Below are 16,008 nucleotides of genomic sequence, written 5' to 3'. Positions count from 1 at the left end.
TCCAGCCTCTCCTTATTCTTCCCTGCGCCCTGGGCAAACTCAGCCCTGCCTCCACCCCCGCCACCGAGGATGCTGCAGACCTCGCGGACTATCTTTGAGATGTCCAGCTCCAGCTTCTCACCTCTTATGCCCGCGACGTAGATTTTATCGGCGACGCCGAAGAGCACAACCGCCCGCCTCGGCGAGACAAGCGCCTGCGCGGTCTTAATCGTCTCCTCCATTGCAGCGTCTAGCCGAGCCACAAGGTACTCGCCCCTCGCGGTGCTCACCACCTGCTTCTCCAGCTCTGCCTTCTTCAGCTCTGCCATCTCCCTGCGGAGCTTCTCAACCTCCTTGCGCAGCGCCTTCCACTCCCTGAAAAACTTCTCAACCGTCTCGGGGAGCTGCTCGGGATTGACACTAAGCTTCTCAGACGCAAGCCTGAGGAGATGCTCACGCTCGCGGATGTACTCGAAGGCTGCCCTGCCGGCGGTGAACTCTATGCGCACAACGCCATCCTGAATCTTTGTGGAGCCTATGACCTTAATCAGCCTTGCCTCGCGGGTGTTCTTCAGGTGCGTACCTCCGCACGCCTCGGTGTCCAGGTCGCCTATCTTCACAACTCTGATAACCTTCCCGGGCACCGCACCCCCCTGATAGAGGCGGAACCCGTAGCGCTTCTCTGCCTCATTGCGCGGCAGGAGCATGCTCTTCACAGGTATCGCCCTGGCAACAACCTCATTGGCGAGCTCCTCTATCTGTGAGAGCTCCTCGCTGCTCAGACTCTCATAGTGGGTTATATCCAGCCTCGCCTTCTCCAGCGTCTTCTCGGCACCCGCCTGCCACACATGTTCGCCCAGAAGCCTTCGCGCCACGCCGTTTATTATGTGTGTCGCCGTGTGGTGCTGCGCAAGCTGCACCCTGCGCTCAGCGTCTATTCTGCCCCTCACCACGCTTCCCTCCTCTGGTGCTTCGCCTGAGATGCGGTGGAAGATTATACTCCCCTGCTTGAAGACATCCACAACGCGGGCATCGTCCAGGTAGCCCCTGTCTGCAATCTGCCCGCCGCTTGTTGGGTAGAACGCCGTGCTATCGAGCACCACATACTTGCCCTCGTACACCCGCAGCACCCGCGCCTCAAACTCCAGCCTGAGATAATCATCATAGTAGAGAATCTCAGTAGCAGGTAACCCTGAGATGTCGAACTCTTTAAACCTCTTTGTCTGAGCCACCGCAACGCTGCGCTCATGCCGGGCCGCGAGGCGGATGTAGAAGTCCTCGGGCACCTCCACCTCAAGCCCCACCTCGGCGAGCATCTCAGGGCTTATACCATGGGAATCGTAAAGCTCCAGAAGCTTTTCCACCCCTATCTCCCTGTCCCTGAGCTTTGCCACTATCTCCCGTGACCTGCGCTTCGTCTCTGCATACTTGCGCTCCTCCACGGCGAGAATCTTTGCCACCTCATCCAGGTGCTCCACAAGCTCCGGATACTGGGGTTTAAGGTATTGAGCATGCCACTCGCACACCTCAGCCAGGCTCAGGCTCCACCCGTACTTTGCGATGAAATCCAGGCTGCGCCTCACAAGGACGCGCAGATTGTAGCCTCCCCCAACGTTGCTGGGCAGTGCACCGTCGGTGAGAGCCACAAGGAGGCTTCGGGCGTGGTCCCCTATGGAATAAAGCGCCGCCAGAGGGAGAACCTTATCCTTGAGCTCCTCAACATCGACGCCTATCCTGCCCGCGATCTCCTGCCAGGTCTCCTCAATGCTGGAGCGCTCGTCCACATTCAGCAAACCCGAGTAGGGCAGAAATCTGCGCATTAGCTCGTGGTCTGGCTTAATTCCAGTGCGCGCATACAGTTTTTCCACAACATCCGCGAACACCGCCTCATAGCTGGTATTCGTTGCGCAGGTGAACCAGGCGGGGCGCTCCTGCCCCATGCCCATGTCGAGAACTTTAATGCTGAGCTCACGAAGCTCGCCAGAGGTGATATCGTACTGCATGTATACCTGGTTGCCTATCTCAAGCCCGCGGGAGAAGAACTCAATACTCGGACCGAGATTGCCACCCCCCGCCCAGGCATCCTCATGAAACTGAATCTCCTCTTTTGGAATCTTCATCCCCTGCGTCAGCCAGAGGTAGATGTGATGAAGGTACTCCTCAGGTGCATAGCTCTCAGGCGGCTCAAAGGCGTGCTGACCTATCATAACAAAGCCAGTGTAGTGCCTCCCAGTGATGCCCACATTGTCTATGTCGTTGAAGCGCACACAGAACTGGGGCACCACCAGCGGATTTGCAGGGGGCTCAACCTCGCCCTTAACCACATAGGGCTGGAAGTCGTAGATGCTCGCCTGCACGAAGTCAGTATCGTCGCGCCAGCGGGCGGCGATGGGGTAGCGCTTTATTGGGGTATAGCCCAGCTTTTTGAACAGCCTTGAAAACTTCCTCCAGGTCTGAATGAAGTCCATCTTCTCTCTGGCAGGAGTATCCCCTATGAAGGTGTAGCCCCCGGAACAGGAAGGCTCGCCGCACACCTCGCGCTGAGATGCGCTCCAGAAGTAGTTGCCACAGCTCTTGCACTGCCTGCGCTCAAATCCCTCGCTTATCAGTGTTTGCACAGGGTAGTACCTCTCGGGCTCAGCCTGAGCACGCCTGCGGAACTCCGCCTTCATGCGTTTCTCGTCCACCATGCCCCTAAATCACTGCGGAAAGGTTAAAAAGTTAACCCTGATTGCCATCGCCGGAGCGCTATTGCTCACCCATAAATGCCCCCGCCCCACCCATGCGCTGAATAACCTCCCCCAGCCTCTCATACTTCTTTCTGTCCCTCTTCCTGGCATGCCTTCTGTACTGTTTAATCACCCTGTCTATTATCTCAATTACCTCGTAGTCCTTTGCAAAGCTGGAGTACTCCTCACCAAACAGCACCGTCCTGCCCTCCTTGCCCCCTATAACTACCCTGAAACCCGTGTCTTTAACCTCAATTGCACCCTCAGCACAGGCACGGGCACACCTGGCGCAGCGCACACAGCGATTGGGTTCTATCCTAAGTCCATCTTCCAGGGATATGGCGCCTTCCACAGGGCACGCTTCAACGCAGTCGGTGCATCCCTCGATGCACCTCTTCCCATGCAGGGCAAGCTCTGCGACGCCTATTATGCCGATGTCAACATTGTGGGGCCTCGAACACCCGCCCGGGCAGGCTGCGAAGGAGATGGTGAACTTGTTCGGTAATGCTAAGTCGCCGAAGAGCTCACTAACAATGGCGCCGAGCTCCCTAACGCCCCTCACCCTGTTGGGACAGTAGTCGGCGCAGGTGAATATGTTCCTTACAGAGGTTCCAGAGCCACCCGCCTGGAGCCCTGAAGCGAAGAGTTCCTGAAGCGCAGACATGAGCATTTTATTTTTAACCTCCGGTATCTCCAGGTTGTGCCTGGGGCTGAGATGAACCTTGCCTGAGCCGTACTTCTCTGCGACCTCAGCAACCCTCTCAAGCTGCTCTGCTGTGTAGGTGTTGGAATAGGGCTTGGCCCTTGCCCTTATATTGACAATCTTCTCACCCACAACCTCGATATCCCTGGGCTTAACCCCCTTTATTATGCCCACCTTGGGCAGCTCAAGCCTGAAAACCTCTTCAGCCATCTCTACCGAACTCCTCTACACCCAGGCGCTCAACAACAGAGAACAGCCTCTCGCCGGGCTTTGCCAGGGCTCTGTACTTCTCCACTATTCCCTCCACCTCTCCCAGCACGCGCTCCTCGCTCACGAACTCTTTCAGAAGCTCTGCCTCCCTCGGGAAAATTCCGCCTCCCCCTCCGATGTAGATGTCAAAGCCCTTCTCCTGTGCAGTAATTGAGCCCACAGGGCAGATGTTGGAGCAGAAGCCGCATCCCACGCATTTATCTCTGTCCCACCTCACGGGTTCAGTCTTTGAGACAGTGAGGGCGGCCACCTGACACCCGAGGGGGTCGTTGACGCACAACCCGCACTTGATGCATTTCTCAGCCTCGACCTCTATCCTTGTTTTTGCTATAACACCTATGTCTGAGGTTCTTGAGCGGGCGCAGGAGAAGTCGCAGCCCGAGAATGAGATGGTGAGTTTGGCAGGCATCTCCACATTGCCGTACTTCTGGTTGACCTTCTTTGCAATCTCAGCCACAGGGGTTGAGTTGTACAGGCACCATCTCGAGCATGCGAAGGCATTCCTCATCAGCGCTCCCGAGGCCCCGGCTTTGAAACCAGCCTCCTCCAGCTCTCTTATCGCCTCTCCGGCCAGGCTTTCTTCCACATCCGGTATCTCAATTGCCTGCCTGGGGGTGGTATGCACCACGCGGGAGCCGTACCTTCTCGCCACTTCTGCAAGGGTCCTGAGCTGTTGTGATGTGATTTCGGCGGTATAGGGCTGGGCTGACCTCACCCTGATAACAACCTTCCCCTTCCCTTCGCCTCTAATAATCCCGGCTTTCATTGTTCTGATTATCCCACTTCAATCTTTTATTGTTTCTCCCGAACATTTTCCTGCCACGAGCTCGCTTGGCGGAAGAGATTTATATAAGCATGAATAAACATTCCCTGTCTGGTGGTTGCCATGCCCATCTCTGAGGTCAGCTATATATGGATGAATGGTGAGCTTGTTGACTGGAAGCGAGCAAAGGTGCATGTGCTTACCCATGCGCTTCACTACGGCTCGGGGGTCTTCGAGGGGATAAGGTGCTACGACACCGTCAGAGGCTCTGCTGTCTTCAGGCACCGTGAGCACATGCAGCGCCTGCATCGCTCTGCAAAGCTCTACTTCATGGAGATACCATACACTGTGGAGCAGCTTATGCTTGCAACGAAGGAGCTTGTCAAGGCCAATAACCTCAAGGAGTGCTATATCCGCCCCATAGCATTTCGCGGTTACGGGGAGATGGGGCTGAATCCGCTTGCGGCTCCGGTTGATGTTGCAATTGCTGCGTGGCCCTGGGGCGCTTACCTGGGCGAGGAAGGTCTGAAGCGCGGGATAAGGGTGAAGGTCTCCTCTCTACAGCGTATAGCTCCTAATATTCTGCCGCCTGTGGCGAAGTGTACAGGGCAGTACGCCAACTCAATCCTGGCCAAGCTGGAATCACTTAAGGCTGGCTACGACGAGGCGATTATGCTTGACTACCGCGGCTTTGTGAGCGAGGGACCGGGTGAGAATATATTTGTGGTTAAAGACGGCGTTATCTACACCCCTCCTGAACATGCCAGCATCCTGCCCGGCATAACCCGGGACAGTGTTATCACCCTCGCGAAAGATATGGGCTATGAGGTGGTTGAGAGAGATTTAACCAGGGGGGAGCTCCTTCTGGCGGATGAAGTCTTCTTCACGGGCACCGCAGCCGAGCTGACGCCAATCAGGGAGATAGACGGCTACGAAATAGGCGACCCTGGCGAGGTCACGCGAAAGCTTCAGGAAAAGTTCTTTGAGGTTACGAGCGGCAGGGAGGAAAAATACCACCACTGGCTGGACTTTATTTAGGTTCCAGAGGGATGGTGAAGTAGAAGGTGGAGCCTTCTCCAGGGCTGCTCTCTGCCCATATTTTTCCGCCGTGGGCCTCTATTATCTTCTTTGCCACCGCTAAACCCGTGCCCGTACCACCGTAGTATCTGGTTGGGCTCGGGTCAAGCTGTGTGAGGGGTTTGAAGATGTCTTCCAGCTTGTCCTGGGGTATTCCTATTCCTGTATCGCTGACACTTATCAAAAGCTCTTCCTCCTTCCTGTCCACGCTAACCCTAACCTTACCCGCCTTCCGGTTGAATTTTATTGCGTTGTCTATGAGGTTCATCATGGCGCGCTGGAGTTTGAGAGGGTCAACTCTGAGCTCACCAGAGTAGTTTATCTCCACCTTAATATCCACCTTTCTGCTCCTTGCAAACTCCTCCTTTGTCTCGATGGCTCTGGATATTATTGTGTCTATTTTTGCTTTTCTTAGGTTTAGGCTGAAATCGCCCCTTTCAATATCTGCAATAGCAATCAGGTCATCAACAGTGTCATTCAGCCTCATAAGTGCTTTAATCGCAGCACGAAGCTCGGATATGCGCTCATTCTCATCTGTTTCCTGTTTGGCAAGTTCTATATAACCCTTTGCTATTGTGATGGGAGTCCGAATCTCATGGCTTACATTGGCAATTATGTCGCTTTTAAGCTGGTCAAGACGCCTCAGCTCTTCATATGCACGCTTCAGCGCCTCCTCAGCGAGCACCTCCCTTGTTATATCCTTGGCAACGCCCACACTGCCCACAGGTTTGCCTTCCTGGTCCCTGAGCAGTGCCAGGGACAGATTGACATCCACAACCCTGCCCTCGATGCAGTGCAGCTTCGTCTTTATGTTTCTGAGAACCTCTTTTTCAAAAAGTGTGCTGTAGAGCTTCTGCATATCTTTCCGGATTGCTGGAGGATAAAGTTCAAATATAAACCTTCCAATTGCCTGCTCTGGTTTATATCCGAGCATCTCCTCGGCTCCCCGTGAGAAGTAGGTTATCCTACCCTTTACATCGGTGGCGATTATCGCATCGGCGGAGCTTTCAAGGATACTGTGCAGGAATTCTCTGGTCTTTGCCGCCTCTTCCTCCAGTCTTAACCTCTCTGTCACATCCCTTGCTATTGCGCATGTGCCTATCACCCTGTCGTTCATTTTGATTATGTTCCCGTTTATCTCTGCCCATCTTCGCACACCATTTTTGTCTATCGCCTGGATTATGTAGGGCTTAACTTCCTCGCCGCGAAGGCGTCGCCTGAAGTTCTCCAGCGTCAGCTCCAGGTATTCAGGGGCAACCACATTGCTTATGTGCTTCCCCAGTACATCTTCACCTAGGGTCTCTCTGGCAGTGCGGTTGGCATATACAAACCGTCCTTCCGGGTTTATAACCAGTATTAAATCTGTAGCCGAGTGGATGAGGGTCTCATAGAAAGCCTTCTGCTGCTGGAGTTCATCTTCAGCGCGCTTGCGCATCTCCTCGCCTTCGATGGCCTTCAGAGCATAGGCTATGTCCTCCGCCACCTCCGCCAGTAGCTCCAGCTCCTCCTTATTGAATACATCCATAACTGCGGAATGAAGGCACAGGACACCATAGATGTTATTCTCATGGATTATGGGGAGCGCTGCAAGGGCACCGTGGTTTTTAACCACCACTGGCTCGCAGGTAGCGATTGCTCTCTCTGCAAGGCCCCTGTCCCTGACGTCATCTTCCCCTAGGTGGGATACAGGCTTAAGTTCACCCCTCTCATCGATAAGCCATACTTTTACTGCACTGTATCTCCTGACATTCTGCATAAGTTCGCAGACCTTCATAAGGAGTCTTTTCTTATCCCTTTCCCGTACAATTAACTGGTTGATGCCCCTTATGGCGCTGATAACGCTGTTCAGATGATTTATCTTTTCCTCGGCGAGCTTTCTGTCGGTTATGTCAAGAAGGGTGCCGATTACTGCAGGTTTGCCGCGGTACATCACCCTGGCGCCATAAACCTCGACATAAAACACCTCACCATTCTTTTTAATCCCACGGAACTCATAGCATATTGCAGTGATCTCACCTCTTATGCGTTTTTTTATATTTTCTTCGACAACTGGCCAATCTTCAGGGTATACCATGTCCTTTGGGCCTTTTTTATTTACAAGCTCTTCAACCCTGTAGCCGAAGATCTCCGCCAGCCTGGGGTTTACGTACTTGAAAACACCGTCCTGGATGAGATACACCCCAACAAGAGAGTACTCAGCCAGGGTTCTGAACATCGCTTCATTATCCCTGAGCGCCTCTTCAATCTGCTTACGTTCGGAAATGTCGCGGATAATCGCAGCGACGTAGGTATTGCCGTTAACCTCCAGCTTTGAGAAGGACATTTCCACCGGAAATTCTGAGCCGTCTTTTCTCCTGGCATATACCTCAGATGTCCCCTTCTTTCGCATTGAGTCCCCTGTCTCAAGAAATTTTTTAAAAGCCTGAGCATGAATCACAACAAATTTTGGAGGTATAAGAACAGTTATGTTTCTACCTTCCAGTTCTCCTTCCCTGTAACCAAAAATTTCCTCAGATTTCTTATTAATAAGCACAATTTTTCCATTAATATCTGTGATTACAATCGCATCTACTAATGCATCTATTATTGCACCTATCTTTTCAATCCCTCTGCTACCCAACACTACACCCTCCGGGATATGAGATAAATCCCTTACTTATATTGTGGTTATGATTTATAAAGCTTTGTGTAAAATACTTCACAAATCCGGTTAAATTTCAAAGCAACTTACGAATGGTTGGTCGTATCTTCATCAGCCAGCAAAATCAGGGCGTTGATTATGGCCGCGGCGATATTGCTTCCGCCGCGTCTGCCGCGTACCACTATAGCGGGGAGGTCGTAGCTGAGCACACGTTCCTTCGCCTCGGCGGCGCCGACGAAACCTACACAGGCTGCTATCACAAAGCGCGGCCTAACCCCTGCCTCAATCTGTTCAAGAAGCTCAAACAGTGCTGTGGGTGCATTACCGACGACGAAGATGCTGCCCTCAATCTCCCTGCGGTGCATTCGTACACTGGCTCTTGCCCTGGTTATTTTGTGCTTTTCGGCGTATGCCACCACCTCAGGCGAGGAGATAAAGCACCTCACCTCGCCTCCATACTTCTCCAAGCGGGAGGTGTTGATTCCGCACGCCACCATCTTCACATCAGTTATAACATCGCACCCCTCGCGAATCGCCTTTACAGCCTCCTGCACTGCATTGTGATGAAAAGTTATTCGCCTTGCAAAGCTGAAGTCGGCGGTGGTATGCACAACGCGCTTAACCACATCACGCTCCGGCATGGGAATGTGGGAGAGCCTCTTTTCTATCTGCGAGAAGCTCTCCTGCTCAATTTTCTTGCCCTCGCCTTCCATCTTTCACAGGAGAAAAAGCAACACCTGCAAGTTTGCTGTAATATCTACCTCAGCTTTTCAAGTGCCCAATCGTAGAGCTCAACAGTCATTCTGAAATCGCTTTTTGCCAGTCTTCTAACTATGTTTACAGCCCCTTCCTTTGATATATTCCCGCTCTCATATGCAAAGATGATAAGACCAATTGTACCAGTGTAGGGGATTCTTTCCGCCTCCGCAATTGCCCTCGCCTCTGCTTCATCCAGTATGAGCAGTACATCATTCCTCCCTCTGGCGTAGCTCAATATGCTCCTCTCCCCATCGCCAAGTCCTTCAAACTTGTTATACAGGGAAGTTTTAGCTTTAAGGACTTTTATCCACCTTCCTATTCCTCTCTTAATCTCTTCAATCTCAGGAAAATTGCCGGAGGTTACCTCACTCCTAACCTCTTCGGTTATATAAATCTCGCCGGAGGTTTTTCTCAGCAGGTGTAGAGAACCTGTCCTGGTGAGTGCGATAATTGCGGAAGAATCAGGGAGGACTTTCATGAATCTTCCTCAGTCTCTCCAGGTCTCTCTCGGCCTCTCCAGAAGAATAGCGGATGAAGGGTATTCCCTTTTCGGAAGCATACTCTGCAAATTCTACAATTGACATTCCAGAGACCAAAGCCGCTTTGCACAGTGTGATTTTATTTTCAATATACTCCTTTAGAGCCAGCTCGGCCTTTATTCTGCGTATACCCACGTCCAGAGCTCTCCTTATAACCTCTGACCGCGTACTTCCCAGCTTTTTCCCCAGTTTGTTTATTTCTTCTATTGATTCCTGGGGTAGTCTTACCTGTACATTGCCCATGAAGCTCACCTTACAAATAATTACAAATCATTACATTAAAAACCTTTGTTGCATTTGCGGAGTCTTATAAGAGCTTGAGCTCACCCGTTATGCGGTCAACCTTCTCCTGGGGTGCGGGGCCTATCGCGAGAGCTGTGGTGGTGCCTGGAGGAAGCTGGGTTAAGCCCGCGTCTCTCACCAGGAAGCAGGGTATACGGAGCTCCTTCGCCTCCTGGAATAGCCTGCCGAGGTGCTCCTGGCTCTCACCTTTCACCACAACCTTCTTCTGGCCCTCGCGCTTCCAGGCTTCGTACCACTCTGTGTGCTCCCGCATCGCAACCTCCGCTGCGCCCAGGCTTGCGTGCGCCACCTGGGCGCATATCTTTCCCCGGGTCATCTTCAAATCCACACGCACCACTATTACCTGCTTGTATTCCATGGTTTAGCTCCTCGAGTTGTCTATGTATTCATTCAGCTCCCTCTTAAAAGGTTCCATCGGGTCTATGAAGCCTACTCCCTAAACTCCCTATCGAGATGAATCCTGCTCGGCGTCACACCCTCCTGATTCTGATACTTACTTCCCCGCGAGGGATGCCCGTAGGGTCTCTCAGCGGGCGAGCTCATGAGCTCAAAGGCGAGCTGGCAGATGCGCATTCCCGGGCGCAGGGCTATGGGCATCTTGCCAACATTGCTCAGCTCAAGGGTTATCCTCCCCTTGAAGCCAGCGTCTATGAAGCCTGCGGTGGCATGAACGAGAAGCGCCAGCCTGCCCAGACTTGAGCGCCCCTCCACGCGCGCCACAAGCTCAGGCGGTATCTCAACCCACTCCCTCGTCGTCGCCAGGACGAACTCGCCCGGATGGAGAATAAAGCTCTCGCCCTCGTCGATAAACACATCCTCTGTGTACTCCTCCACGTTGTCATTAAGGGGGTCTATGTGGGACTTGCGGACGTGTTTGAAGATTTTGAAGTGATTGCCGAGGCGGAGGTCGACGCTACTCGGCTGCACCTGCACCTCCTCGTCCAGGGGCTCTATCTTCATCCTGCCCTCACGCAGGTAGCGCTTTATATCGCGATCAGAGAGTATCACTTCAGCACCGCCTTTACAACATACAGCCTCTCAAAGAAGAAGCCCTTCTCAGCAACAATGCTTACTTTAAAACCCAGACTTAAAAACATTTCCCGGGTCTTTTCGAGGTCGCTCAGCGACGACTGCACCATTAGCACGCGTCCACTCTGCCTGAGATACTCCCGGCACTCGCGGATAAAGCGGTCTATCACCCTCCGCCCATCCTTACCCCCATCCCAGGCCTGCGAAAGCTCGTCCCCAGGCTCATGCTCTTCGCCTGGCAGATAGGGCGGATTGAAGAGGATGAGGTCGAATCTCCCGCGAACGCCTGCGAAGAGGTCGCTCTTCCTGACCTCAACGTTTAATGCGTTGTTGGCTATAGCATTGCGCCGGGCGCAGGCTACTGCATAGTCGTTCACATCCACGGCAATCACCTTATCAGCGCGTTTTGCAGCCAGTATGGCGAGCAAACCTGTGCCAGTGCCCATCTCAAGGACGAGCTCTCCACGCCTCACCTCCCTCTCAAGAGCCTCGGCCAGCATGAAGGTGTCGTCGCAGGGCAGGTAAACCCTTTCGCATGCGGTTATTCTGATTCCTCTGTACTCCATCTCCGAAGTGCCTCACTAATCTGTGCCAGCTCCTCGGGTGAAAGCTGAAACACCCGTCTTTCAAGGAGCCTCTCTTCAACAATACTCGAGGGCTCAACCTCTGCGCCAAAAAGCCTCCTCGTGGCGAGCGCAAGTGCTCGCCTGAGGATTTTGCGCTTATAGGGAAAGAGTGCCGCCAGGAAGCGCAGGAAGAACTCTTCCTCCGCTGGCAGACGCTCCCTTCTCGGCACAAGCTCCACCAGCGCAGCCTCTACCTCTGGTGGGGGGTAGAAGGCTCCCCGCGGGACCCGCTCCAGCAGCCTGGCCTTGGCGAAGTAGTAGCAGGCGACGCTCACCCTGGAATAGGCCCTTGTACCTGGCTCGGCCACAAGGCGCTGGGCAAACTCCAGCTGGTATATCAGCACAGCCTTTTTAAAATTCTGGCGGAGAAGTCTGAAGGTTATGGGCGAAGAGATTGCGAAGGGCAGGTTGGCCACCACCCTGTCAAAAGGGGGAAGCTCAACCTTTATGGCGTCGCCGCAGACAACACGAAGCCTGGCTTTTGGAAAGCGCTCACGCAGCACTCTGGCTAGAAGAGGGTCGCTCTCGATTGCGACCACCTCGCAGCCTTCGTCCAGGAGGTATCTGGTGAGGGTGCCTATCCCTGCCCCTATCTCAAGGACCACCTCATCAGGAGAAATCTCCGCGTACTCCACCTCCCGCTTAATAACTGGTTCGCTTATCAAAAAGTGCTGCCCCAGCCTTCTTCTGGGCTTTATTCCATACTTCTGCAAAATCAGCTTTGTTTCCTGGAGTAAATTCACCTCTCACGCCTCTGCCACGGCGAGACGAATATCCTGTACTTGCGCTTTCCGTGCCTTGTGTCCTCTTCGGAAAGCTCTGTAATTATCCTGTTTACTATAAGCTTGGCGGGGTCAGAGATGGCCTTTATACGCTTTTAGATGTCTTCAAAACTCTCAAAGGGCTTCTTCTTCCGCTCCTCAAGTATCTCCCACATCAACTTCTTCCCTATGCCCGGAAGAAGCTCCAGCATGTGCAGGCGGGTTGTGAGCGGTGCAGCCTTATTGAAGAAGTCCACATAGCGCTTCTCATCCTTCTTAACAAGCTCCTCGAGCACATACGGCAGCTCTGCCTTCGCCGCCGAGCTGAGCTCCTCGTAGCTTATCCTGCGCTTGATATAGTCTATCTTGTCCCTTTCCTTCTTGCCGATGTAAACGCGCTCATAGGGCTTAAGTTCAACGCCGCGCTTTGGCACGAGTTCAAGGAGGGAGAGGTACTTCTCACCTATCGCAAGCACCAGGGGCTCCTTCTTGTAGATGGGACGCTCATCCTCTGCCCTTCCATGAGGTAAGTAATCAAGCACATAAACGTACTCTTCCATCCCCACCGCCGCGCCTCCCTCAATCCTTTATGTAAGGTGCACATATCTTAACTATCTCTGCTATCTCATCCTTGTCAAGAATCGCCCTCTCCTTGGCAAAAATCGCACGCACATCCTCTTCGTCGCGGGGCAACAGGTCAGCGATTTTAGCTGCTGTCTCAGGACGAATCTTATCACTTACCTTCAGTACCTCCTCCATTATCTTGCGCCCTTCCTCGGGAGAGAGCTTTGCAAACTTGTGGAGGTAGTCCAAGCATATCTTCTGCTCGTACAGCGGCTCCTCACTCTCTTCCAGCTCTCTCTCCAGGATCGCTTTGGCCTCATACATGCTTATTGGCCTGACCTCAATAATACCTCTTCCTTTCATTGCTTCTGTGCCTCTAAATGTACTGGCAGTGCGATTATCTGCTTTGTCGCATTGCCATCCTTTACCTCGACAACATATGCGCGTCCGCGCCTTGCCTTGACCACTCCAGTGTAGCCATGGAAACGCGGGTGGGGCATACCATCCTGGATTGAAGGGTCTATCTTTATGTGCACCCTCTCTCCAGGGGAGAACTGCTGAAGTATCCTAGTCAGGGGCACAAGGCCACGCTCCCTCACGCGCTTCCTGACCTTCCGTGTGTGCTTTGTCCAGAATCCTCTCGATTTTTCCATTGCATACTCACCTGAAACAAGCTACTTTTTGGGCCATCCTCTATATATTACTTTCTCCTGAACCTTGTCAGGAGCCTGCTTCTTCTGAGGTATACACCGGGTATTATAAAGCTTAAATGCACAACAAGTGCTGTGCGCGCTGCTATCTGAAACACAGCCGCCAGCGGCCAGACAGCAATACCAAGTATTATTAGCATCAGCCCGAGTTTTTCTCTTTTCACTTCATTAACCCCTTAAAAAATTATGGAACACTTTTCCTGTGCTCCCAAAATATTTAATACTTCCGCCGAGAGCTTTTAAAAGAAAATGTTTGTTTCCCACCCTCTTATAAAGGAAGGCACAGTGGAGGCAAGGCTCTACCAGCAGGTAATCCTCGCCAGTGCCACTAGTGCAAATACGCTTGTGGTGGCACCCACGGCGCTGGGCAAGACTGTAATCGCAGTGATACTTGCGGCCCACAGGCTAAGAAGTTATCCTGAAAGCAGGGTGCTCATGCTCGCTCCAACGAAGCCGCTTGTGGCGCAGCACGCTGCAAGCTTCAAGAGATTTCTGAAGATCCCAGAGGAGGAGATTGTAACCTTCACGGGCAGCACTTCGCCCGGGAAGAGGCAGTCTTTATGGCAGGGAGCGCGGGTGATATGTGCCACACCGCAGGTTGTGCAGAACGACCTCATCGCCTCGCGCTGCTCCATCAGGGAGGTGTCTCTGATTGTTTTTGATGAGGCGCACCGCAGCGTTGGAGATTACCCCTATGCTTTCATTGCCCAGCAGTACATGAGCCGGGCGGAGCATCCGCGAATACTCGCACTGACCGCCTCGCCGGGTGGAGATGAGGAAAGGATAGCAGAGGTGCTGGAAAACCTCTACATAGAGAACATAGAGGTACGCACCGAGAGCGACGGGGATGTGCGTCCCTACATAAAGGACATGAGGATAGACTGGGTGAGGGTGCCCCTCCCTCCCGAGTTTGCGGAGATCAAGGCCTCCCTAGAGAAAGCGCTGAAGAAGAGGCTCAGCGAGCTGAAGCGTCTCGGCGTGGCAACTTCGGCAGCTGCGAATATGAGCAAGCGCGAACTTTTGGGGATTCGTGCAGGGATTCAGCAGAGCCTGGCAAGCGGGGCGACACCGGAGCACTTCGCAGCACTCTCGCTTGTGGCGGGTTGCATAACCATTGCCCATGCTCTTGAGCTGCTTGAAACCCAGGGACTTGAAACCCTGAACCACTACTTCCTTAGGATGCAGCGCTCTGCGCGCTCAAAGGCCACAAAGGAGCTTCTTCACGATATTGACTTCCTGCGTGCCCTTCGCAAGTGCGCCAACCTGGCGGAGGAGATGCACCACCCCAAGCTGGAGAAGCTCCTGGAGATTATAAAAGAGGAGGACCTCTCGCAGAAGCGTGCAATAATATTCACCCAGTATCGTGATACAGTCAGAAAGCTTGTGGATGAGTTCAACCGTCTTGAGGGCGTGAGTGCGGCGCGCTTCGTTGGGCAGGCCTCCCGGAGTAAGGACGACGAGGGCTTAAGTCAGAAGAAGCAGCTGGAGGTACTTGAGAGTTTTCGGCGCGGCGAGCATAATGTGCTCGTCGCCACCAGTGTTGCCGAGGAGGGTCTGGACATACCCAAGGTTGACTTGGTAGTCTTCTACGAACCCATACCCAGCGAGATTCGCGCTATACAGCGTCGGGGTAGAACAGGCAGGGGAAGCGCAGGAAGGGTGATAGTGCTCATTGCCGAGAAAACACGGGATGAGGCTTTCTACTGGAGTGCCCGCCGCAAGGAGAGACGAATGCGCGAGATACTCAGCAACCTCAAGCGCAAATTCGCCGGGACAACGCCCGTACCTCAGACGTCGCCCAAGTCTGCAAAACTGGATGATTTCTTTGAAAGCAGCATAACCATAATCGTCGATACGCGGGAGCTTTCCTCCAGCGTGGTGCGCGAGCTTCTATCGCTGGGTGTAATATCAAAGCCGAAGAGGCTGGAGGTGGGCGACTATGTGCTCAGCGCCCGCGTTTGTGTGGAGAGAAAGACCACCGAGGATTTTCTGCAGAGCATAATTGACGGCAGGCTCTTCGAGCAGGCGGTGACGCTAAAGCGCAGCTATGCAAAGCCTGTAATGCTCATAGAGGGCGATTCTCTTTATAATAAGCGCAGCATCTCGCCCCAGGCGATTCGGGGCGCTCTTGCAGCGATTGGCATAGACCTGGGAATACCCCTCTTCTTCACAGCCAATGAGGCAGAAAGTGCGGCGCTTATCGCTGCCATCGCCAGGAGAGAGCAGCAGGAAGGTGAGCGCTATGTTGAGATTCGGGGCGAGAAGCGCACGGCAACGCTGAAAGAGCAGCAGGAGTTTATAGTGGCCGGGCTGCCCAATGTGAACACCACCCTTGCAAAGAGGTTGCTAAGAGAATTCGGGAGCATAGAGGGGGTGTTCACGGCCAGCAAAGAAGAACTTGAACGCGTCCACGGGATTGGGGGAAAAATAGCAGAGGAGATAAGGCGGGTGATAACCTCGCCCTATGAGGAGTGAGATACCAGCTTTGCCTCCTCAGCAATCACCTCCTCCAGGAGCTTCTTCTCCAGGAGTTTGACTTTCTCATTACCCTTCCT

General features: G+C 53.3%; 16 protein-coding genes and 1 pseudogene. 2 read left to right on the top strand and 15 right to left on the bottom strand.

Translation table 11 applies throughout. The features are described 5' to 3' along the window. From alaS to ACXJJW_RS06435, 3 genes are all read right to left on the bottom strand, one after another. Positions 1–2,669, bottom strand: a 2,669-nt coding sequence (alaS, locus tag ACXJJW_RS06445) for an alanine--tRNA ligase (RefSeq protein ID WP_456474912.1), incomplete at its 3' end; no start/stop codon positions are given. Between the two features lie 58 nt (positions 2,670–2,727). Beyond that, the gene (locus tag ACXJJW_RS06440; protein WP_456474911.1) at positions 2,728–3,621 is read right to left on the bottom strand and encodes a ferredoxin-like domain-containing protein; all 894 of its coding nucleotides are present in this window, start codon (positions 3,619–3,621) and stop codon (positions 2,728–2,730) included. Then, positions 3,614–4,447, bottom strand: a complete 834-nt coding sequence (locus tag ACXJJW_RS06435) for a ferredoxin-like domain-containing protein (RefSeq protein ID WP_456474910.1) — start codon at positions 4,445–4,447, stop codon at positions 3,614–3,616. The genes ACXJJW_RS06440 and ACXJJW_RS06435 overlap by 8 nt, the downstream gene beginning before the upstream one ends. Positions 4,448–4,567: 120 nt before the next feature. Between ACXJJW_RS06435 and ACXJJW_RS06430 the strand changes: the two genes are divergently transcribed. Then, positions 4,568–5,482 (top strand): branched-chain amino acid transaminase, encoded by a 915-nt coding sequence (locus ACXJJW_RS06430; RefSeq protein WP_456474913.1) that lies wholly within the window; start codon positions 4,568–4,570, stop codon positions 5,480–5,482. Here ACXJJW_RS06430 and ACXJJW_RS06425 read toward each other — a convergent pair. The 12 genes and pseudogenes from ACXJJW_RS06425 to ACXJJW_RS06370 form a co-directional block, all read right to left on the bottom strand. After that, positions 5,475–8,141, bottom strand: coding sequence for a PAS domain S-box protein (locus ACXJJW_RS06425; RefSeq protein ID WP_456474909.1), 2,667 nt, complete (start codon positions 8,139–8,141; stop codon positions 5,475–5,477). The two genes, ACXJJW_RS06430 and ACXJJW_RS06425, sit on opposite strands and share 8 nt — an antisense overlap. A gap of 107 nt (positions 8,142–8,248) precedes the next feature. Continuing rightward, a complete protein-coding gene (locus ACXJJW_RS06420) occupies positions 8,249–8,875 on the bottom strand; it encodes a precorrin-8X methylmutase (protein WP_456474908.1) in 627 nt (208 codons plus the stop codon). A gap of 44 nt (positions 8,876–8,919) precedes the next feature. Continuing rightward, positions 8,920–9,399: a PIN domain-containing protein gene (locus tag ACXJJW_RS06415; protein ID WP_456474907.1), complete on the bottom strand. Its 480-nt coding sequence runs from the start codon at positions 9,397–9,399 to the stop codon at positions 8,920–8,922. Continuing rightward, positions 9,383–9,703 carry a UPF0175 family protein gene (locus tag ACXJJW_RS06410; protein WP_456474906.1) on the bottom strand — a complete coding sequence of 107 codons (321 nt, stop codon included), beginning with the start codon at positions 9,701–9,703 and terminating at the stop codon, positions 9,383–9,385. The genes ACXJJW_RS06415 and ACXJJW_RS06410 overlap by 17 nt, the downstream gene beginning before the upstream one ends. A 64-nt stretch (positions 9,704–9,767) precedes the next feature. Further along, positions 9,768–10,121, bottom strand: a complete 354-nt coding sequence (gene pth2 / locus ACXJJW_RS06405; RefSeq protein ID WP_456474905.1) for a peptidyl-tRNA hydrolase Pth2 — start codon at positions 10,119–10,121, stop codon at positions 9,768–9,770. A gap of 71 nt (positions 10,122–10,192) precedes the next feature. Beyond that, positions 10,193–10,771, bottom strand: coding sequence for a dCTP deaminase (gene dcd / locus ACXJJW_RS06400; RefSeq protein ID WP_456474904.1), 579 nt, complete (start codon positions 10,769–10,771; stop codon positions 10,193–10,195). Next, positions 10,768–11,358 (bottom strand): HemK2/MTQ2 family protein methyltransferase, encoded by a 591-nt coding sequence (locus ACXJJW_RS06395; protein ID WP_456474903.1) that lies wholly within the window; start codon positions 11,356–11,358, stop codon positions 10,768–10,770. The genes dcd and ACXJJW_RS06395 overlap by 4 nt, the downstream gene beginning before the upstream one ends. Next, on the bottom strand, positions 11,334–12,161 hold the full coding sequence (gene rsmA / locus ACXJJW_RS06390; protein WP_456474902.1) for a 16S rRNA (adenine(1518)-N(6)/adenine(1519)-N(6))-dimethyltransferase RsmA: 828 nt from the start codon (positions 12,159–12,161) through the stop codon (positions 11,334–11,336). Before rsmA ends, ACXJJW_RS06395 begins: the two co-directional genes overlap by 25 nt. Beyond that, positions 12,158–12,739, bottom strand: a pseudogene (locus tag ACXJJW_RS06385) (DUF655 domain-containing protein). The gene rsmA and the pseudogene ACXJJW_RS06385 overlap by 4 nt, the downstream one beginning before the upstream one ends. A 19-nt stretch (positions 12,740–12,758) precedes the next feature. Then, positions 12,759–13,106, bottom strand: coding sequence for an RNA polymerase Rpb4 family protein (locus tag ACXJJW_RS06380; RefSeq protein WP_456474901.1), 348 nt, complete (start codon positions 13,104–13,106; stop codon positions 12,759–12,761). After that, the gene (locus ACXJJW_RS06375; protein ID WP_456474900.1) at positions 13,103–13,396 is read right to left on the bottom strand and encodes a 50S ribosomal protein L21e; all 294 of its coding nucleotides are present in this window, start codon (positions 13,394–13,396) and stop codon (positions 13,103–13,105) included. Before ACXJJW_RS06375 ends, ACXJJW_RS06380 begins: the two co-directional genes overlap by 4 nt. Positions 13,397–13,443: 47 nt before the next feature. Further along, entirely contained in the window at positions 13,444–13,617 is a 174-nt protein-coding gene (locus ACXJJW_RS06370) for a hypothetical protein (RefSeq protein WP_456474899.1), read from the bottom strand. Positions 13,618–13,702: 85 nt separating this feature from the next. On the opposite strand from ACXJJW_RS06370, the gene ACXJJW_RS06365 reads away from it, so the two are divergent. Then, the gene (locus tag ACXJJW_RS06365; protein ID WP_456474898.1) at positions 13,703–15,928 is read left to right on the top strand and encodes a DEAD/DEAH box helicase; all 2,226 of its coding nucleotides are present in this window, start codon (positions 13,703–13,705) and stop codon (positions 15,926–15,928) included. The last annotated feature ends 80 nt before the right edge of the window (positions 15,929–16,008 follow it).

The organism is Candidatus Pyrohabitans sp. (assembly GCF_054014795.1).
Note: the sequence above shows the minus strand (reverse complement) of the source record. Positions and strands in the feature narration are given on the sequence as shown.